This window comes from Aureimonas populi (genome assembly GCF_017815515.1).
GTDB classification, from domain to species: Bacteria; Pseudomonadota; Alphaproteobacteria; order Rhizobiales; family Rhizobiaceae; genus Aureimonas; species Aureimonas populi.
Genome location: NZ_CP072611.1, coordinates 2140279 through 2158913, shown reverse-complemented (window position 1 = coordinate 2158913; position 18635 = coordinate 2140279). Strand labels below are relative to the sequence as shown.

Annotated in this window: 21 protein-coding genes; 11 read left to right on the top strand and 10 right to left on the bottom strand. The window is 69.0% G+C overall.

Annotated features, from left to right (window positions below; all coding sequences use genetic code 11):
- Positions 1-22 precede the first annotated feature (22 nt).
- The 4 genes from pgeF (at position 23) to J7654_RS10005 (ending at position 3385) form a co-directional block, all read left to right on the top strand.
- Positions 23-820 carry a peptidoglycan editing factor PgeF gene (gene pgeF, locus J7654_RS10020; protein WP_209740414.1) on the top strand — a complete coding sequence of 266 codons (798 nt, stop codon included), beginning with the start codon at positions 23-25 and terminating at the stop codon, positions 818-820.
- A 32-nt stretch (positions 821-852) separates the two neighbouring features.
- On the top strand, positions 853-2007 hold the full coding sequence (locus tag J7654_RS10015) for a M24 family metallopeptidase (RefSeq protein WP_209735768.1): 1155 nt from the start codon (positions 853-855) through the stop codon (positions 2005-2007).
- Positions 2008-2130: 123 nt separating this feature from the next.
- Positions 2131-3063 (top strand): ribose-phosphate pyrophosphokinase, encoded by a 933-nt coding sequence (locus J7654_RS10010; protein ID WP_209735767.1) that lies wholly within the window; start codon positions 2131-2133, stop codon positions 3061-3063.
- Between the two features lie 73 nt (positions 3064-3136).
- On the top strand, positions 3137-3385 hold the full coding sequence (locus J7654_RS10005) for a hypothetical protein (protein ID WP_209735766.1): 249 nt from the start codon (positions 3137-3139) through the stop codon (positions 3383-3385).
- On the opposite strand, the gene J7654_RS10000 is transcribed toward J7654_RS10005, so the two are convergent.
- Positions 3361-3582: a hypothetical protein gene (locus J7654_RS10000; protein ID WP_209735765.1), complete on the bottom strand. Its 222-nt coding sequence runs from the start codon at positions 3580-3582 to the stop codon at positions 3361-3363. The genes J7654_RS10005 and J7654_RS10000 overlap by 25 nt on opposite strands.
- 94 nt (positions 3583-3676) lie before the next feature.
- Between J7654_RS10000 and J7654_RS09995 the strand changes: the two genes are divergently transcribed.
- The 4 genes from J7654_RS09995 to ychF all read left to right on the top strand — a co-directional run bounded on the left by J7654_RS09995 (position 3677) and on the right by ychF (position 6830).
- Complete coding sequence (locus J7654_RS09995) at positions 3677-4078, top strand: GFA family protein (RefSeq protein ID WP_209735764.1); 402 nt, start codon at positions 3677-3679, stop codon at positions 4076-4078.
- A gap of 153 nt (positions 4079-4231) precedes the next feature.
- Entirely contained in the window at positions 4232-4894 is a 663-nt protein-coding gene (locus tag J7654_RS09990) for a 50S ribosomal protein L25/general stress protein Ctc (RefSeq protein WP_209735763.1), read from the top strand.
- A gap of 55 nt (positions 4895-4949) precedes the next feature.
- On the top strand, positions 4950-5663 hold the full coding sequence (gene pth / locus J7654_RS09985; RefSeq protein ID WP_209735762.1) for an aminoacyl-tRNA hydrolase: 714 nt from the start codon (positions 4950-4952) through the stop codon (positions 5661-5663).
- A 63-nt stretch (positions 5664-5726) separates the two neighbouring features.
- Positions 5727-6830 carry a redox-regulated ATPase YchF gene (gene ychF, locus J7654_RS09980; RefSeq protein ID WP_209740412.1) on the top strand — a complete coding sequence of 368 codons (1104 nt, stop codon included), beginning with the start codon at positions 5727-5729 and terminating at the stop codon, positions 6828-6830.
- A gap of 90 nt (positions 6831-6920) precedes the next feature.
- Here ychF and J7654_RS09975 read toward each other — a convergent pair whose 3' ends face one another.
- The 5 genes from J7654_RS09975 to J7654_RS09955 all read right to left on the bottom strand — a co-directional run bounded on the left by J7654_RS09975 (position 6921) and on the right by J7654_RS09955 (position 13882).
- Positions 6921-8003, bottom strand: a complete 1083-nt coding sequence (locus J7654_RS09975) for a cytochrome c1 (RefSeq protein WP_342451361.1) — start codon at positions 8001-8003, stop codon at positions 6921-6923.
- 23 nt (positions 8004-8026) lie between these two features.
- On the bottom strand, positions 8027-9322 hold the full coding sequence (locus J7654_RS09970; RefSeq protein WP_209735761.1) for a cytochrome b: 1296 nt from the start codon (positions 9320-9322) through the stop codon (positions 8027-8029).
- Positions 9323-9338: 16 nt separating this feature from the next.
- Positions 9339-9899: a ubiquinol-cytochrome c reductase iron-sulfur subunit gene (petA, locus tag J7654_RS09965; protein WP_209735760.1), complete on the bottom strand. Its 561-nt coding sequence runs from the start codon at positions 9897-9899 to the stop codon at positions 9339-9341.
- Between the two features lie 222 nt (positions 9900-10121).
- Positions 10122-12005: an ABC transporter ATP-binding protein gene (locus tag J7654_RS09960; RefSeq protein WP_209735759.1), complete on the bottom strand. Its 1884-nt coding sequence runs from the start codon at positions 12003-12005 to the stop codon at positions 10122-10124.
- Positions 12002-13882: an ABC transporter ATP-binding protein gene (locus J7654_RS09955; RefSeq protein WP_209735758.1), complete on the bottom strand. Its 1881-nt coding sequence runs from the start codon at positions 13880-13882 to the stop codon at positions 12002-12004. The genes J7654_RS09960 and J7654_RS09955 overlap by 4 nt, the downstream gene beginning before the upstream one ends.
- A 149-nt stretch (positions 13883-14031) precedes the next feature.
- On the opposite strand from J7654_RS09955, the gene J7654_RS09950 reads away from it, so the two are divergent.
- Positions 14032-14517: a tRNA (cytidine(34)-2'-O)-methyltransferase gene (locus tag J7654_RS09950; protein ID WP_209735757.1), complete on the top strand. Its 486-nt coding sequence runs from the start codon at positions 14032-14034 to the stop codon at positions 14515-14517.
- Here J7654_RS09950 and J7654_RS09945 read toward each other — a convergent pair.
- A complete protein-coding gene (locus tag J7654_RS09945; RefSeq protein WP_209735756.1) occupies positions 14486-14752 on the bottom strand; it encodes a hypothetical protein in 267 nt (88 codons plus the stop codon). The genes J7654_RS09950 and J7654_RS09945 overlap by 32 nt on opposite strands.
- 163 nt (positions 14753-14915) lie before the next feature.
- Between J7654_RS09945 and hemF the strand changes: the two genes are divergently transcribed.
- Together hemF and J7654_RS09935 are read left to right on the top strand one after the other, a co-directional pair.
- Positions 14916-15824: an oxygen-dependent coproporphyrinogen oxidase gene (gene hemF, locus J7654_RS09940; RefSeq protein WP_209735755.1), complete on the top strand. Its 909-nt coding sequence runs from the start codon at positions 14916-14918 to the stop codon at positions 15822-15824.
- Between the two features lie 112 nt (positions 15825-15936).
- Positions 15937-16119, top strand: coding sequence for a DUF1059 domain-containing protein (locus J7654_RS09935; RefSeq protein WP_209735754.1), 183 nt, complete (start codon positions 15937-15939; stop codon positions 16117-16119).
- A gap of 68 nt (positions 16120-16187) precedes the next feature.
- Here J7654_RS09935 and J7654_RS09930 read toward each other — a convergent pair whose 3' ends face one another.
- Genes J7654_RS09930 through J7654_RS09920 form a run of 3 tightly spaced genes read right to left on the bottom strand, consistent with a single transcriptional unit; the run spans position 16188 to position 18620 of the window.
- Positions 16188-17411 (bottom strand): CCA tRNA nucleotidyltransferase, encoded by a 1224-nt coding sequence (locus tag J7654_RS09930; RefSeq protein ID WP_209735753.1) that lies wholly within the window; start codon positions 17409-17411, stop codon positions 16188-16190.
- Positions 17408-18034 carry a CoA pyrophosphatase gene (locus J7654_RS09925; protein ID WP_209735752.1) on the bottom strand — a complete coding sequence of 209 codons (627 nt, stop codon included), beginning with the start codon at positions 18032-18034 and terminating at the stop codon, positions 17408-17410. The genes J7654_RS09930 and J7654_RS09925 overlap by 4 nt, the downstream gene beginning before the upstream one ends.
- Entirely contained in the window at positions 18027-18620 is a 594-nt protein-coding gene (locus J7654_RS09920; RefSeq protein ID WP_209735751.1) for a DUF1285 domain-containing protein, read from the bottom strand. The genes J7654_RS09925 and J7654_RS09920 overlap by 8 nt, the downstream gene beginning before the upstream one ends.
- Positions 18621-18635 lie beyond the last annotated feature (15 nt).

Below are 18635 nucleotides of genomic sequence, written 5' to 3'. Positions count from 1 at the left end.
CCCCTCCACCACGATCCGCGCCATGTTGGACCGGCCCCCCGAATCGCCCTTGAGCGAGCACGATATCGTCAGCGACGACTGGCTCGCCGCCCTGCCCGGGCTGCGGCACGGCTTCTTCACGCGCGCCGGCGGCGTCTCCCGAGGGCTCTATCGCGGCCTGAACGCGGGGCTCGGCAGCCAGGACGCGCCCGAGGCGGTGCGGGAGAACCGCGAGCGCGCCACGCGCTTCCTCGGCATGGAGGAGATCGCGACCCCCTGGCAGGTGCACTCGCCCGACGCGGTGATCGTCGATGCGCCCTTCGGCTCCGAACGGCCCAAGGCCGACGCCATCGTCACCGCGACGCCGGGCCTTGCCATCGGCGTCGTCACCGCCGATTGCGGCCCGGTGCTGCTGGCCAGCGAGGACGGCGCGGTGGTGGGCGCGGCCCATGCCGGCTGGCGCGGCGCGGTGGGCGGCGTCCTGGAGGCGACCATCGAGGCGATGGAGCGGCTGGGCGCCCGGCGCGCGGGCATCCTGGCCGTGCTCGGCCCCTCCATCACCGCCGCCCATTACGAGGTGGGCGAGGACATGGCCGAGACGGCCGCCCGGCAGGACGCGACGGCGGAACGCTTCTTTTTGCCCGGGACGAAGCCCGGCAAGCGGCAGTTCGACCTGCCGGCCTACATCGTCGCGCGGCTGGAGCGCGCGGGCACCCGCGCGCGCTTCGTGGGGCGCTGCACCTATGCGGAGGAAGAGAGCTTCTTCTCCTTCCGCCGCACCACCCATCGCGGCGAGCCCGATTACGGGCGGCAGCTCTCCGCCATCGCGATCGGCCGCTGACACCTTCCCTTCATCCGATACGGGGACGACCCATGCTTCACTTCGCGCCGGAGGAGTTTGCAGGACGGCTCGGCCGCCTGACGGCCGAGATGGCCACCCGCAAGCTCGACGCCATCCTCCTGTTCTCGCAGGAATCCATGTACTGGCTGACGGGCTACGACACGTTCGGCTTCTGCTTCTTCCAGTGCCTCGTGGTGAAGGGCGACGGCGAGATGCGGCTTCTCACCCGCTCGGCCGATCTGCGCCAGGCCCACCATACGTCGAACATCCAGACCATCGCGCTGTGGCGCGACCGGGCGGGCGCGGACCCGGCCATCGACCTGCGCGACCTGTGCGACGACATGGGGCTGCTGGGCTGCCGGCTGGGCGTGGAATGGGCCACCCACGGGCTGACCGCCGCCAACGGCCAGCTCGTGCAGGAGCGTCTGGGCTCCTTCGCGAGCCTGAAGGACGCCTCGGACCTCGTGCCCTCGCTGCGCCTTCTCAAGAGCCCCGCCGAGATCGCCTATGCGCGCGAGGCAGCGCGGATCGGCGACGATGCCTTCGAGGCCATGATGGCGCTGGTGAAGGAGGGCGCGGACGAGGCCGACCTCCTCCATGCCCTGCAAGGGGAAGTGCTGCGGGCGGGGGGCGACTATCCGGCCAACCCCTTCATCCTCGGCTCCGGCCCCGACGCGCTCCTGTGCCGCTACAAGTCGGGCCGCCGCAAGCTTTCCGCGCAGGACCAGCTCACCGTGGAATGGGCGGGCGTCAAGGCGCAGTACCACGCGCCCGCCATGCGCACCGTCATCCTCGGCAAGCCGCTGATGCGCCACGAGGAGCTGTTCGAGGCCGCGCGGGAGGCGCTCCTGGCGGTGGAGGAGGCCATGCGCCCCGGCTCCACCTTCGGCGACGTGTTCGACGCCCATGCCCGCGTGATGGAGGAGCACAAGCTGGTGCGCCACCGGCTGGCCGCCTGCGGCTATTCGGTCGGCGCGCGCTACGCCCCCTCCTGGATGGACCCGCAGATGTTCGTCTCGGGCAATGCCGAGCCCATCGAGCCCGGCATGACGCTCTTCGCGCACATGATCATCATGGATTCGGAGGAGGGCGCGGCGATGACGCTGGGGCGCACCTACCTGACGACGCAGGGGCCGCCGGAGCCCCTCTCGCGCCTGCCGCTGGAGCTTGTTTCGGTGCAGCCCTGAAACGATTCCAAATCGAAACCTTGAATCTTCACCTGATGTTGTTATGAGCCCGACCATAGGCAGCCGGGGCGGGGACGGAGCGCCCCTCGAGCGGCCCAGCGGCCCATTTCAGGCGGGACAGGCATGAAACTCTTCGCAGGCAACTCCAACGTCGCGCTCGCCGAGCAGATCGTGAAATATCTGGAGTTGCCGCTCGGGCGCGCCACGGTCCGACGCTTCGCCGACCAGGAGATCTTCGTCGAAATCCAGGAGAATGTGCGCGGCGAGGATGTCTTCATCGTGCAGTCGACCGCCTATCCGGCGAACGACCATCTGATGGAACTCCTCATCATGATCGACGCGATGCGCCGCGCCTCCGCCCGCCGCATCACCGCCGTGGTGCCCTATTTCGGCTATGCCCGGCAGGACCGGAAGGCCGGCGGGCGGACCCCCATCTCCGCCAAGCTCGTCGCCAACCTCATCACCGAGGCGGGCGCCGACCGCGTGATGACGCTCGACCTGCACGCCGGGCAGATCCAGGGCTTCTTCGACATCCCGACCGACAACCTCTTCTCCGTGCCGCTGCTCTCGCGCGACATCAAGGCGCATGTCGACCTCGACAACTGCATGGTCGTCTCGCCCGACGTGGGCGGCGTGGTGCGCGCCCGCTCGCTCGCCAAGCGGCTCGACGCGATGCTCGCCATCGTGGACAAGCGCCGCGAGAAGCCGGGCGAGTCGGAGGTGATGAACATCATCGGCGACGTCTCGGGCCGGCACTGCATCCTCGTGGACGACATCATCGATTCGGGCGGCACGCTCTGCAACGCGGCCGACGCTCTGATGGCGCAGGGCGCCCGGAGCGTGCGGGCCTACATCACCCACGGCGTGCTTTCGGGCGGCGCGGTGGCGCGCATCGAGGCCTCGCGCCTCGAGGAACTCGTCATCACCGACTCGATCCAGCCCACCAAGGCGATCGTGGAGGCCAAGAACATCCGCGTCGTCTCCACCGCCAACCTCCTCGGAGAGGCGATCCAGCGCACCGCCGCCGAGGAATCGGTCTCCAGCCTCTTCGACTGACGAGCCTGAGGCTGCCATCGCCGCCGGGCGACCCTATATCCCGGTCCGGTTTCCCTTTCGGGAGGACGGCGACATGCGCGCCACCCTTGGCACCCTGATCCTGGCCGCGCTGGTCTGCGCCGGCTGCACCACCGTCGACCCGCAGGAACGGCGCGCCCGCGACGAAGCCTCCTGCCGCGACTACGGCTTCAGGCCCGGAACGGACGCCTTCGCCGAATGCCTCCAGCGCATCGACCTTTCCCGCGAGGCCGACGCCCGCGCGCGTGACTGGGAGCTGCGCGCCCTTTCCCGGCCTGTCTACAGCCCGATCATCCTTCGCTGAGCGCGCTCGATATCGTCTCGCCCGGGGCCCCGGCGCTCCTCCGGGTCGGGCTCGATCGGCGGCACGTCGGTGTCCGGCTCGCGGATATCGTCGTCGCCCACATGGTCCCCGCCCGGCAAATCCTCCCCCGGCAGCGAATCGGGCGGCGGCGGCGGGCCCTTGGTCGGGTCCACGATGTTCGGCTCGATATTGGACATGGAACACCTCTCCTGGTCGACGGCACTCAGGGAGGGTAAGGCACAATTCCGGACGGCGTTCCGCGCGCCGCGTTCAAATCCGAGGACGCCCTTCATGACGCAGGAAGCGACCGAACTCCCGGGAGGATGCCTTTGCGGCGCGATCCGCTACCGGGCAACGGGCTACGACCGGGCCGTCCATTGCCACTGCGGCGCCTGCCGCAAGGCCACGGGCGCGGCCTTCACGACCTGGGTCTGCATTCCCGAAAAGGACTTCGCCCTCCTCGCCGGACGCCCCGCCTACCGGCGCTCCTCGGCCGCCTGCAACAGGGGCTTCTGCGCCGCCTGCGGCACGCCCCTGTTCATGCTCTATGACGGGGACGGCGAGGTCACGGTCTCGCTCGGCTCGCTCGACGAGCCGCGGGCCGTGCGGGTAAGCTACCAGATCTGGACCGAGGAACGGCTGGCGCCGGCCCCGGCGGCGGACCTGCCGTCCTTCCCTCGCGACCCGCACTGACCTTGCCCGAGTGCGCGGCGCGCGCTATAGGCACGCCATCCCGCGCGGACACCCTTGGAGGCAGCGCGGGAGGAAGCGGCTCGCAAGGGCCGCTTTTCGTCGTTCCGGCATTGGGCCGGTTCGGCATCCTCTGCTGTTTTTAAGGACAATCCCATGAGCGAGAGCTACACGGTCAAGGCCGAGGCGCGCGAGAAGGTCGGCAAGGGGGCCGCCAGACATCTGCGCCGCACGGGCATGGTGCCCGCCGTCATCTATGGCGACAAGCAGGAGCCCCTGCCGATCGCCGTCCCCTACAAGGAAACCTTCCTGCGCCTGCACGCCGGCGGCTTCCTGACCACGATCGCCACCATCGAGGTGGGCGGCCAGTCGATCCGCGTCCTGCCCAAGGACTACCAGCTCGACGTGATCAAGGACACGCTCCAGCACGTCGACTTCCTGCGCGTTTCCGCCAGGACCGTGGTGACGGTGAACATCCCCGTGCACTTCGAGAACGAGGACGAGGCCCCCGGCATCAAGGCGAAGGACGGCACGCTGAACGTCGTCCATCACGAGATCGAGGTGCACTGCCCGGCCGAGCAGATCCCCGAGGCCTTCACCGTCGACCTGACCGGGCTCGATATCGGCGATGCGGTCCACGTCTCGGCGCTGAAGCTGCCCAAGGGCGTGACGCTCTCGTCCAGCGAGGACTTCGTCATCGCCACCATCGTGCCGCCGATGGCCGAGGAGACGGACGAGGCCGAGGCCGAGGCGCCGACGACCGAGGTCATCAACCAGACCGACAACACGGTCGAGGACGAGCCGAAGTCCGGCAACTGAGGCCGAAGCGCCCCAGCGGGCGCTTTCCCTAAAGCGAACACAGGAGGCCGGGAACATGCTGCTCATCGCAGGATTGGGCAATCCCGGCCCCCAATATGCCGGCAACCGGCACAATATCGGCTTCATGGCGGTGGACGAGATCCATCGCGACCCCTCCTTCTCCCCCTGGTCGAAGAAGTTCCAGGGCGAGATATCGGAAGGGCGGATCGGCGGCGAGAAGGTGCTGCTGCTCAAGCCGCAGACCTTCATGAACCTATCCGGCCAGTCGGTCCACGCCGCCGCGTCCTTCTACAAGATCGAGCCGGCGCGAATCGTCGTGCTGCACGACGAGCTGGATCTGCCGCCGGCCAAGGTGCGCGTGAAGACGGGCGGCGGGCATGGCGGGCACAACGGCCTTCGCTCCATCGATTCGCATCTGGGCAAGGACTATCGGCGCGTGCGGCTGGGCATCGGCCATCCGGGCGACAAGGACCGCGTTTCCCCTTACGTCCTTTCCGATTTCGCCAAGGCGGACCGGGACTGGCTGGAGCCGCTGCTGGCGGCGGTGGCCGCGAACGCGCCGCTGCTGGTGAAGGGCGAGGACGCGCAGTTCATGAACCGCATGGCGCAGGCGCTCGGCTCGCCGGAGCCGGCCTCGGCCAGGGGCGCGGGCAAGCCGAAGGGCCAAAGCCATATCCGCCAGGCCCGCGGCACGGGGCCGGGGCCCGCCATCCCCGACCGCGGCCCGATGGCCGCGATGCTGAAGAAGCTCTTCGGCACCAAGGACTGAACCGGCCTTTCCGGCCGAGATCAGCGCCGTGACCGGCGCTTCATGGACATGAAGGACGAACTCATGGGCTTTCGCTGCGGCATCGTCGGGCTCCCCAATGTCGGCAAGTCGACGCTCTTCAACGCGCTGACCAAGACGGCCGCCGCGCAGGCGGCGAACTACCCCTTCTGCACCATCGAGCCGAACACCGGCGATGTGGGCGTGCCGGACCCGCGGCTGCGCGATATCGCCCGGATCGGCAAGTCGGCGCAGATCGTGCCGACGCGCATCACCTTCGTGGACATTGCCGGGCTGGTGCGCGGCGCCTCCAAGGGCGAGGGGCTCGGCAACCAGTTCCTTGCCAATATCCGCGAGGTGGACGCCATCGTCCACGTGCTGCGCTGCTTCGAGAATGACGACATCACGCATGTGGAAGGGCGCATCGACCCGGTGGCGGACGCCGAGACGGTGGAGACCGAGCTGATGCTCTCCGACCTCGACAGCCTGGAGCGGCGCGTGGTGGGCACGCGCAAGAAGGCGCAGGGCAAGGACAAGGAGGCCCTCGCGCAGCTTCCCGTCATGGAGGCCGCCCTTGCCAGGCTCCAGGCCGGCGAGCCGGTGCGCACGCTCGTCAAGGACCTCGACGCGGAGGAGGCGCGCGAGCTTCGCGGGCTGAACCTCCTCACCTCCAAGCCCGTCCTCTACGTGTGCAATGTGGCCGAGGAGGATGCGGCGAACGGCAACGCGCACTCGGCGGCCGTGGCGGCCATGGCCGAGCGGCAGGGCGCCGGAACGGTCGTCATCTCGGCCGCCATCGAGGCGGAGATCGCCCAGCTCGGCGAGGACGAGGTGGGCGACTATCTGGAGGCGATGGGCCTGTCCGAGCCCGGACTGGACCGCCTGATCCGCGCCGGCTACTCGCTGCTCGACCTCATCACCTACTTCACGGTGGGGCCGAAGGAGGCGCGCGCCTGGACCGTGCGGCGCGGCGCGCGGGCCCCGCAGGCGGCCGGCGTGATCCACACCGATTTCGAGAAGGGCTTCATCCGCGCCCAGACCATCGCCTATGACGACTACGTTTCGCTCGGCGGCGAGGTGGCGGCCAAGGAGGCCGGCAAGGCGCGCGACGAGGGCAAGGACTATGTCGTCCACGACGGCGACATCATGCTGTTCAAGTTCAACGTCTGAGGCCGGCGCGCGAGAGCGCGCGAAAAGCCCGTTCCGCCGACAGAAAAAAGGGGCCGTCCGGCCCCTTTTCCATGCGCCTTCCAGGGACGCTCAGTGTGGCGTGTCGGCCCAGACGCGGCGTTTCACGGCGTAGACGAGGCCGCCGAAGATGATGAGGAAGATCATCACCACGAAGCCCGTCGCCTTGCGCTCGACCAGATGCGGCTCGGCCGTCCACATCAGGAAGGCGGCGATGTCGCGCGAATACTGGTCCAGCGTCTCGGGCGCGCCGTCGTCGTAGGACACCTGCCCGTCGGAGATGGGCTGGGCCATCGCCAGCGCGATGCCGCCGATGAAGGCCGGGTTGTAGTGCGTGCCCGGCTGGATCTCGTAATGGGCGGGCGGCTCCTCGCCATAGCTGGTGAGAAGCGCGCGCAGATAGTCCGGGCCGTTCTCGTTGTACTGCGTGAAGATGTCGAAGATGAAGGTCGGGAAGCCGCGCTCCACCGCCCGCGCCTTGGCGATGAGCGAGAGGTCCGGCGGGATGGCGCCGCCGTTGGAGGCCGCCGCCTGCTCGGGATTGGCATAGGGGCTGGGGAAGCGGTCGGAGGGAATGCCGGCGCGCTCGAACATCTCGCCCTCGGCGTTCGGCATCGGGTCCTGGATCTGGTACTCGGCCGCCAGCGCGCGCACCTGCGCGTCGGAATAGCCGAGCGCCTCGAGGTTGCGGAAGGAGACGAGCGACAGCCCGTGGCAGGCCGCGCAGACCTCGCGATAGATCTTCAGGCCGCGCTGGAGCTGGCCGATATCCCACGTGCCGAACGGCCCGGCGAAGCTCCAGCTCATCTCCTCCGGCTTGCGCAGCGGGTAGTGCGGCGTCTCCTGCTCCTCGGCCTCCGGGCCGTCCACGGCGGCCGCGGCGCCACGGGCCGATTCGTCGGCCTGCCCGGCCGCCGGGCCCTCGATCACGCCATCCGCCGCCGCGCCCCCGGCGGGCGCCTCCCCGGCCGGCGACTCGGCGTCCGCATCGCGGGCGTCCTCGGCGTCCTGCGCGGCCTGCGCCCCCTCGGCCGGGGTCTGCGGCTCAGCGGCCGGGGCCGCCGTGCCGGCGGGCGCGGCCGGCTCCTGCGCCAGTGCGGCGGCCGGGAAGGCCATGAGGCCCGCCGACAGAAGGGCCGACAGAAGCTGTTTCATCGCGGATTCCTTCGAGAGCTTCATCAGCCTTTGTGCTCCGCAGCCGCGGCGGCGCCGGCGGGGGCGGACCTTGCGCCGTGCCGCGCGAGCACGGCCTCGGTGATCGAGTTCGGAAGCTTCCGGGGCGTCTCCACGAGGCCCAGGACCGGAAGCACGATCAGGAAGTGGCCGAAATAGTAGATCGTGCCGATCAGCGAGAGCAGCGGATAGATGCCCTCGGCGGGGCGCGAGCCGAGCCAGCCGAGGAAGATGGCGTTGACGACGAAGATCCAGAAGAAGATCCGGTACACCGGACGGTAGGAGGTGGACCGGACGCGCGAGGTGTCGAGCCAGGGCAGGAAGAACAGGATGATGATGGAGCCGAACATCACCAGCACGCCGCCGAGCTGGGCGGAGATGGGGCCGATGTCGAAATCGATGGCGCGCAGCATGGCGTAGAAGGGCAGGAAGTACCATTCCGGCACGATATGCGAGGGCGTCACCAGCGGGTTGGCGGGGATGTAGTTGTCCGCGTGGCCGAGATAGTTCGGCATGTAGAAGACGAAATAGGCGTAGGCGGCCAGGAACACGATCATCGCGAACCCGTCCTTCACCGTGGCGTGGGGCGTGAAGGGAACGGTGTCCTTCTCGCTCTTGACGTCTACCCCCGTCGGGTTGGTCTGCCCTGTGACGTGCAGCGCCCAGACATGCAGCCCCGCCACGCCCGCGATCATGAAGGGCAGCAGGTAATGCAGCGAGAAGAAGCGGTTCAGCGTGGCGTTGTCCACCGAGAAGCCGCCCAGGAGCAGCGTCTGGATGGGCTGGCCGACAATGGGGAAGGCGGTGAAGAACGAGGTGATCACCGTCGCGCCCCAGAAGGACATCTGCCCCCAGGGCAGGACGTAGCCCATGAAGGCGGTGGCCATCATCAGGAGGAAGATGACGACGCCGAGAATCCACAGGATCTCGCGCGGCGCCTTGTAGGAGCCGTAATAGAGGCCGCGCGCGATATGCAGGTAGACGGCGACGAAGAAGAAGGAGGCGCCGTTGGCGTGCATGTAGCGCAACATCCAGCCCCAGTTCACGTCGCGCATGATGCGCTCCACCGAGCCGAAGGCGAGCTGCGTGGAGGCGGCGTAGTGCATGGCGAGCACGACGCCCGTCAGGATCTGGATGACCAGGAAGAGCGCCAGGATGCCGCCGAACGTATAGGCGTAATTCAGGTTTCGCGGGACCGGATAGGCCACGAAACTGTCATAGACGAGCCGCGGCAGGGGCAGGCGCGCGTCGAGCCAGCGCATGATTCCGGCGGAGGGAACGTAAGTCGAATGGCCAGACATGTTTGACGGCGCCCCCTCAGCCGATGCGAACGGTGGATTCGGAAATGAACTCGAAAACCGGAACGTCCATGTTCCGTGGCGCGGGGCCCGAGCGGATGCGCCCGGCCGTGTCGTAATGCGAGCCGTGGCACGGGCAGAACCAGCCATTGTAGTCGCCCGACTGGCCGAGCGGCACGCAGCCCAGATGCGTGCACACGCCCACCATCACCAGCCACTGCTCGGCTCCCTCGGCGGCGCGGTTCTCGTCGGTGGCCGGCGCGTCGGGCGAAAGGTTCTCGTTGCGCGCGACGGGGTCGGGCAGCGATGCGGGATCGACGCCCCTGCCCTCCTCGATTTCGGCCGCCGTGCGGTGCCGGATGAAGACCGGCCGCCCGCGCCAGCGCGCCGTGACCGACTGGCCCTCCGCGATCTGGCTTACGTCCACGTCCACCTGCGCCAGCGCCAGCGTGCCGGCGTCCGGGTTCATCTGGTCGATGAAGGGCCAGAGGGCGGCCGCGGCGCCCACCGCACCGGCGGCGCCGGTGGCGATGAAGAGGAAATCGCGGCGGGTGGGTTCGTCCGAATGGTTGACGCTCACGGGAATGGACGCTCCTTGAAGGTCGCCGGGGCGTACGCAGCCCCCTGAGACACGGGCGGACGAAACCCGTACAGCCGCACAACGCCTTAGGCGCCAACCGGAGCGCGGAGCCAGTCCATCCCGGCGTTTTTACTAAGCGCCGACTTGGAACTTGTCCAGACTAGGGCGAGAACAGGCGACAATATCCAACGAGGCGTTGCAAAGGCGGCGCGCCCCTGCGCCTCATTCGGCGGCGGCGCCGCTGGCGATGAAGCCGCCGGACTGGCGGGCCCAGAGGCGGGCGTAGAGCCCGCCGGCGCGCACGAGTTCGGCGTGGGCGCCATCCTCCACGATGCGGCCGCGATCGATCACCACCAGGCGCTCCAGATGCGCGATCGTGGACAGGCGGTGGGCGATGGCGATCACCGTCTTGCCCTCCATCATCGCGTCCAGATTCTCGTTGATGGCCGCCTCGACCTCCGAATCGAGCGCGGCCGTCGCCTCGTCGAGGACGAGGATGGGGGCGTTCTTCAAAAGCACGCGGGCGATGGCGATGCGCTGGCGCTGGCCGCCCGAGAGCTTGATGCCGCGCTCGCCCACATGTGCGTCGAAGCCGCTGCGGCCATGCGGGTCGCGAAGCTCGGCGATGAAGTCCAGCGCGTTGGCGCGGCGCGCCGCCGCCTCGATCTCTCCTTCGGTCGCGTCCGGGCGGCCGTAGGCGATGTTGTCGCGGATCGAGCGGTGGAGAAGGGAGGTGTCCTGCGTGACCACGCCGATCTGCGCGCGCAGGGAGGCCTGCGTGACCGTGGCGATGTCGCGCCCGTCCACGAGGATCGCCCCGCCTTCCACCGCATAGAGGCGCAGCAGCAGGTTGACGAGCGTCGTCTTGCCCGATCCCGAGCGGCCGACGAGCCCCACCTTCTCGCCCGGGCGGATGAGGAGGGAGAAATCGTCGATGATGCCGCCCCCCTTGCCGTAATGGAAGGAGACGCCGCGATACTCGATGCGCCCCTCGGCGCGCGGCAGCGCCTCGGCGTCCCGCGCGTCGGTGAGGGCCGGAGGCGCGGAGACGGTGGCCACCGCGTCCTGGATGGTGCCGTAATTGCGCACCAGGCCATTGATGTTGAACATCATCCAGCCGGACATCTGGTTGAGCCGCAGGATGAGGCCGAGCGCGGTGGCGACGTCGCCGGCGGACATGCCGCCGGCCCGCCAGGAGAGCACCGCGATGGCGCCGATCGCCGTCATCATCAGGCCGTTGAGGATGGAGACGGCCACGCGCACCGCCGAGATGGCCCGCGTCATGGCGCGGGTGGCCTCCAGCGAGTGGGCGAAACCGTCGCGCACGAAGGCGTCCTGCCGCCGCTCGGTATCGAACAGCTTCACCGACAGGATGTTGGTGAAGCTGTCCACCACGCGGCCGGCCACCACGGAGCGCGCATCGGCCGCCGCGCGGCCCGTGCGGCGGATGCGCGGCAGAAGCTCGCGCACGATCCACGCGTAGCCCAGCGTCCACAGCGCCAGCACCGCGCCCATCCACGGGTCCATCGCGCCCAGGATCGCCACGGTGAGCACGGCGAAGGTGATGAAGCTCCAGAAGGTCTGGAGAAGCGTGATGATGAAATCGCCCGTCGCCTCGCCCACCTGCTGCACCTTTTGCGAGATGCGCCCGGCGAAGTCGTTCTGGAAGAAAGTGTAGGACTGGTCCATCAGCCGGCGATAGGACTGCCAGCGGATGCGGTTGTAGAAGGAAGGCACCAGCACCTGCTGTTCCAGCACCGTCGCGCCGAAAAGCACCGCCGTGCGCGCGAACAGCGTCATCACGGCGAGGCCGAGGAGGAGCAGCCCGTGGTCGGCGAACAGGCTCTGCGGCGAGGAGCGCTCCAGCGCGTCCACCACCCAGCCCACGCCGGCATAGAGCGCGGCCTCCACGATGCCCGTCAGCGCGCCGGTGACGAGCAGCGCCACGAAGGGCCATTTCGCCTGGGCCGCGAAGTGCCAGATGAAGCGGTTGGCCTCGCGCGGCAGCGGCTCCAGCGCGCCCACGCGCCGGATGTCGCTCTCGCCCCCGGCGTCGCCGAACGGATGGACCAGCCCCTCGAAGCGCTTCAGGAACGACCAGCTCATCGAGCCGCGAGCCCCTCGGGGGCGCCGTCGGCCTCCTCCGGCAGGAAGCCGCCCACCTGCCGGCTCCAGAGCTGTGCGTAGAGCCCGCCTTTGGCCAGGAGTTCGGAATGGGGCCCCTCCTCCACGATGCGGCCCTTGTCGAGCACGACGAGGCGGTCGAGCGCTGCGATGGTGGAGAGACGGTGCGCGACGGCGATGACGGTCTTGCCCTCCATCAGGCGATAGAGATTCTCCGCGATCGCCGCCTCCACCTCGGAATCGAGCGCGGACGTGGCCTCGTCGAGAAGCAGTATCGGCGCGTCCTTCAGCATCACGCGCGCGATGGCGATGCGCTGGCGCTGGCCGCCCGAGAGCTTGACGCCGCGCTCGCCGACCTCGGCCTCCAGGCCGCTCCTGCCCTCCCGGTCGGTCAGCTCCTCCACGAAGCCCTCCGCCTCGGCGCGCCGCAGGGCGTGGCGCACATCCTCCTCGCTCGCATCCGGCCGGCCATAGAGGATGTTCTCGCCGATGGTGCGGTGGAGGAGCGAGGTGTCCTGCGTGACCATGCCGATCTGCGAGCGCAGCGAGGACTGGGTGACGCGGCGGATGTCCTGCCCGTCGATGAGGATGGCGCCGGACTGCACGTCGTAGAAGCGCAGCAGGAGGTTGAGCAGCGTGGACTTGCCTGCGCCCGAGCGCCCGACGAGGCCGATCTTCTCGCCCGGCGCGATGGTCAGGTCGAAGCCGTCCACCACCGGCCCGGCGGCGCGATGCGGCTTGGCGGCGCCATAGGCGAAGCCGACATTCTCGAAGCGCACCTCGCCCTTCTCCACCCGCAGGGGCTCGGCGTCCGGCGCGTCCTCCAGCGCCACCGGCATGGTGAAGCTGGCGATGCCGTCGCGGATGGTGCCGATATTCTCGAACAGCGCCGAGACCTCCCACATGATCCATTGCGACATGCCGTGAAGGCGCAGGACGAGGCCGATGGCCACCGCGATGGCACCGATGCTGATGAGTTCGCCCAGCCACAGGCCTATGCCGAGCGCCCCCACGGCGAAGAGCAGAAGCGCGTTCAGGAGATGGAGGCAGACGTAGTAGCCGGTGATGAGGCGGCCCTGGCCGTAGACGGTGGCGAGGAAGGAGCCCATCGAGCGGCGCGCATGGTCCGCCTCGCGCTGCGTGTGCGCGAAGAGCTTGACCGTGCCGATATTGGCGTAGGCGTCCACCACGCGCCCGGTCATCAGGGCGCGCGCGTCGGCCTGCCGCTCGGCCACCACCATCAGGCGCGGGATGAAATAGCGCATCATCAGGACATAGAGCACCAGCCAGCCGGCGAAGGGCAGCGCCAACTGCCAGTCGGCCGCCGCCACCAGGAAGACGATGCCGGCGAAATAGACGACGACGTAAAGCATCACGTCGACGAGCTTGATCACCGTCTCGCGCAGGGCGAGCGCGGTCTGCATCAGCTTGGTGGAGATGCGGCCGGCGAACTCGTCCTGGAAGAAGCCGAGCGACTGGTCGAGCAGCCAGTTGTGCACGCTCCAGCGAAAGCGCATCGGGAAATTGCCGAACAGCGCCTGGATCGAGATCAGCGAATGCAGGAAGACGAGCCCCGGCAGGGCCAGGAGGACGACGAAGCCCATGAAGGCGAGCCGCCAGCCCTCCTCGGCCAGGAAGGTCTCGCGCGAGGCCCCGCCCAGCCAGTCGACGATGGTGCCGAGAAAGCCGAAGAGCGAGACCTCGACGATGGAGATCGCCGCCGACGTGACCGCCATGAAGGCGAGCAGCGGCCAGATGGGGCGGCAATAGTGCCAGACGAAGGGCCAGAAGGCGGCAGGCGGGCTTTTGGGCCGCTCCAGGGGGAACGGATCGACGAGCCGCTCAAAGAAAGCGAACATGTATTCTTCCCATGAAGGGCTGCCGACAGGTGCCGTGCCCCGGCGCCGGCCATGAACGGGCGAGGCGCCCGATATAGGCCGGGGGCGCCGAGGTTTCATCCAGGCCGCGCCATCTTTGCGCCGAGCCCCTGCCCGGCTATCACGCCCGGATGACGCTTTCCATCGCCCTTTACCAGCCCGACATCGCCGGCAACACGGGCACGCTCCTGCGGCTCGGCGCTTGCCTTTCCATCGATATCGAGATCATCGAGCCGGCCGGGTTCGACCTGTCCGGGCGCGCGCTGAAACGGGCGGGCATGGACTATCTGGAAACGGCGCGGCTGGTGCGCCATCTCGATCTGGCCACCTTCGAGGCCACGCGCCGGTCCTCAGGCCGGCGACTGGTGCTGTTCACCACCAAGGCACGAACGAGCTATCTGGACTTCGCCTTCCGGCCCGACGACGTGCTCCTGTTCGGGCGCGAGAGCGCGGGCGTGCCGGACCACGTGCACGAGAGCGCCGATGCGCGCGTGACCATCCCCATGGCCCCGGGCGCACGCAGCCTGAACCTCGCCCTCAGCGCCGCCATGGCCGCCGGAGAAGCGCTGCGGCAGACTGACGCCCTCAATCCGCGCTCGGCAGGCGGCGCATGGTGAATTCGACCTCGCCGCCGGGCAGGAGCCGCCAGCTTTCGACCTCGGTCCAGTAGGCGGCCTTCGGATAGAGCTCGAACCATTCGCGCGCCTTGGCGCGGGCGGCCTCGCGCGGGAGCGTGAAGGTCTCGCGCAGGAAGCTGTCCGCCCCGCCGCGCGGAGCGGCCGGGGCGCGCGCCTTGTCCTGGCGCAGGCGGCGGCGGAGGCTTTCCAGCGGCGGGGGCGGAAGGGAGGGCATCGGCGCAACTCTCGGGATGCGGAAGGGCTGTGTGGCAAGATAACGCCGCCCGGCGCACTTGACGAATCGCGCCGCGCCCCATTCTCCAGACAGAGCCATGCCATTGCCGGACAGGCGGGCTCGAAAGGGCTTGGCGGCTTGGAGAACCTGGAGAAGGCGCACGATGGAACGTCCCGAACTGCCGAAAGGACTGCCGGAGAACATCGAGGAGAAGAAGGAGCGCGCCCGGATCTGGTTCGAGACGCTGCGCGACAAGATCCTGCTCGCCTTCGAGGAGCTCGAGGACGAGTTCGGCGGCGAAGACGGGCTACCCGCCGGGCGCTTCGAGCGCACGCCTTGGAATCGCGGCGAGGATGGCGGCGGCGGCGTGATGTCCATGATGCACGGGCGCGTCTTCGAGAAGGTGGGCGTGCACACCTCCACCGTCTTCGGCCAGCTTTCGGAGGATTTCGCCAAGCAGATTCCCGGCACCTCGGAGGACCGCACCTTCTGGGCGTCGGGCATCTCGCTCATCGCCCATACGCGCAACCCTCACGTGCCCGCCGTGCACATGAACACCCGCATGGTGGTGACGTCCGGCCAGTGGTTCGGCGGCGGGGCGGACCTGACCCCCATGCTCGACGCGCGGCGCAACCAGGAGGACCGCGACACGGTGGGCTTCCACAAGGCGATGAAGTTCGTGTGCGACCGCCATTCGCAGGTCGCGGACCACCAGGCCTACAAGGACTGGTGCGACGAATATTTCTTCCTGCCCCACCGCAACGAGCCCCGGGGCGTGGGCGGCATCTTCTACGACTGGCTGCACTCGCCGGAGGAGAAGGGCGGCTGGGAAGCCGATTTCGCCTTCACCAAGGATGTCGGCAAGGCCTTCCTCGTCGTCTACCCGCACCTCGTTCGCCAGAACGCCGCAACGCCCTGGAACGAGGCCGAGCGCGAGGAGCAGCTCATCCGGCGCGGGCGCTATGTGGAGTACAACCTCCTCTACGACCGGGGCACGCTCTTCGGCCTGAAGACGGGCGGCAACGTGCAGTCGATCCTCTCTTCCATGCCGCCCGTGGTGCGCTGGCCGTAGGGCCGGCGAAACACGCCCGTTCACGCGCGATGAATTGATGGTTACGCATTGAAATACAAGTTGACCGCGCCATCTTTTCAACAGAGACGTTAATGATCACTGGGAGGCAGACATGTACGAACTCAACTGTGCTGGTGTCATTCCTGGATGCGACCGCGTCATTCGCGCCGAGAGCCAGGCGGACCTCATTCGCAAGGCCGTTATCCAGGCCAAGCAACTGGGCGTAGAGCGAATCACCCCCTCCATGATGGATGCATTCCGGCTGGCCACGACGGAAGCCGCAACCGCGCATTGAGCGCTTGCGCGCTCTTTGAAACGCCGAACGAAAACGGGCCCCGGCGGCCCGTTTTTTATTGCCGGTCCTCAGAGCCTCGAGAGAAGCGCGGCGCGGTCGAGCGTGAAGCCGCTGGAAACCCAGTCGGCTTCCAGGCGCTTGAGGGAGCGGCCGAAATCGGGCCCCGGCTCCAGCCCCGCGGCGGTCAGATCCGCGCCGCTCACGGGCAGGCGGGGTTTGCGGAAGCTGGCGGCAGCCTCTAACTGGCGCGCCAGAGCGGCGGTCTCCTCCAGCGCGCCCTTCGCATCCGAGCCGGCCAGCGCCAGCGCCAGACGGTCGCGGACGCCGCGCGGCTCGCCGAAATAGAGGGCGGCGCGCAGGGCGGCGTCGTCTGTGTCGGCATTCAGCGGCGGCGTCATCGCGAAGGCGGTGAGGCGATCGCGTTCGGCGTTGGAGAGGCGCAGGCGCCGGGCCAGCTCCACCATGCGTGCCTCGTCGGGCGGCACGATCGCCATCAGGCGCAGGAGCGCGTCCGGCACCCAGCCCCGCGCCGCTTCGCTCGCGACGAGGCCGTGGATCGCATCGATGCCCCAACGCTCCGATTCGGGGAGGATCGCAGTGAGGATCCCGGTCTGGCGCATCCACAGGAGCGCGCGGGAGGGATCGGGCGCGGCGAGCAGCTTCTTCAGCTCGGCCCAGACACGCTCGGCGGACAGGCGCGACAGGCCCCCCTTCAGCCGCGTGGTGGCGCGGATGCCTTCGGCGTCCGGCCGGCCGGAGCCGTACCAGGCGAAGAAGCGGTAGAAGCGCAGGATGCGCAAATAGTCTTCCTCGATGCGCGCCGCCGGATCGCCGATGAAGCGCACGGTGCGCGTGGCGATGTCGGCGAGCCCGCCCACCAGATCGAGCACATGGCCCTCGCCATCGCAGTAGAGCGCGTTGACGGTGAAGTCGCGCCGCTCGGCGTCCGCCTTCCAGTCGCGGCCGAACAGCACGGTGGCATGGCGGCCGTCCGTCTCGCGGTCCTGCCGCAGGGTCGTGACCTCGAAGGGCCGACCCTCCGCCACCAGCGTGACCGTGCCGTGCTCGACGCCGGTGGGCACCGGCTTGAAGCCCGCCTCCCGCCCGCGCTCGATCACCGTCTCCGGCAGCGCCGTGGTGGCGATGTCCACATCGGTGATGGGGTGGCCCATCAGATGATTGCGCACCGCCCCGCCGACGATCCGCGCCTCCTCCCCGTCGCGCCCGAGGATGGAGAGAACCCGCTGGAGAAGCGGATCGCCGAGCCATTCGGCCTCGATCCGATGGGTCATGCATAGAGCCTTTCGTAGAGAGTGCGCAGGATGCCGGCCGTCACGCCCCAGATGAAGCGCTCGCCGAAGGGCATCACGTAATAATGCCGTTCGCGCCCCTGCCATACACGGCTTTCCCGCGCATGGTTGGCCTTGTCCATCAGGAAGGCGAGCGGCACCTCGAAGGCATCCTCCACCTCGGCGGGGTCGGGACGCAGGGAGAAGCCGGGCCGCACCACGGCCAGCACCGGCGTGATGCGGAAGCCCGTGGTGGTGACGTAGCGCGGCAGGCGGCCGACCGGATCGACGAAGGCGGGGTCGAGGTCGATCTCCTCTCGCGCCTCGCGCAGGGCCGCCGCCTCCGGCGAGGCGTCCTGCGGGTCGATGGAGCCGCCGGGAAAGGCCACCTGCCCCGAATGCTTGCGCAGGCTGCGGGCACGCGTCGTCAGGATGATCTGCGCGCCCTCCGGCCTGTCCACCACGGGCACGAGCACCGCCGCCTCGCGCGCGCCGGCCCTTTCGAGAAGCTGGTCGAGGTCGGGATTGAGGACATGGTCGCCATGGTCCTCCTCCAGCCGCTCGCCGCCCCGCGCCAGGACGCGGCGGCGAAAATCCTCGCCCGTCAGTATGGAAGCCTCAGCCATGGTCGGCGAAGGCTTCCGGCGGCAGGGGAAAGCGCGCGCCGCGCGAGCGGATGAAGGCGGCCTCCCCCTCCCACTCGATGCAATCGGCCAGTTCCAGCGCGAGCGGGCGCGTCAGGCGCGCCTCCAGCCGGCCGCGAACGTGAAGATAGGGCCGGAAGGCTCCGCCCGCTGCCGGGAAGCGCAGGGGGTGGTCGGGGCCCGCCTCCACCACGTCGCCCACATTCGTGCGGAAGGTGAGCGCCGGCTCGCATCCCCTTGTCGCGCGATTCATTTCCACCGCCAGGAAGGGGGCGTCCTCCACGGTGATCGAGAGCATCTCGGCGGGCGTCACCAGATAGGTCGTGCCGTCCTCGTCCTTGCGCAGGACGCTGGAGAACAGGCGCACCAGAGCCTCGCGGCGGATAGGCGCACCCTCGTGCATCCAGCTTCCGTCGGCGCGGATGACCATGTCGATGGCGCCGCAGCGCGCCGGGTGCCAGCGCTCCACCGGGGGCGCCTGCCTGCCGGCCCGCTCGGCTCGCGCCAGAAGGGCCGCCAGACCCGCCCCCGGCTCGTGCGCCGCGCCTGCCTGATTCTCCTCGTCCAATTGCACTCCTTGCCG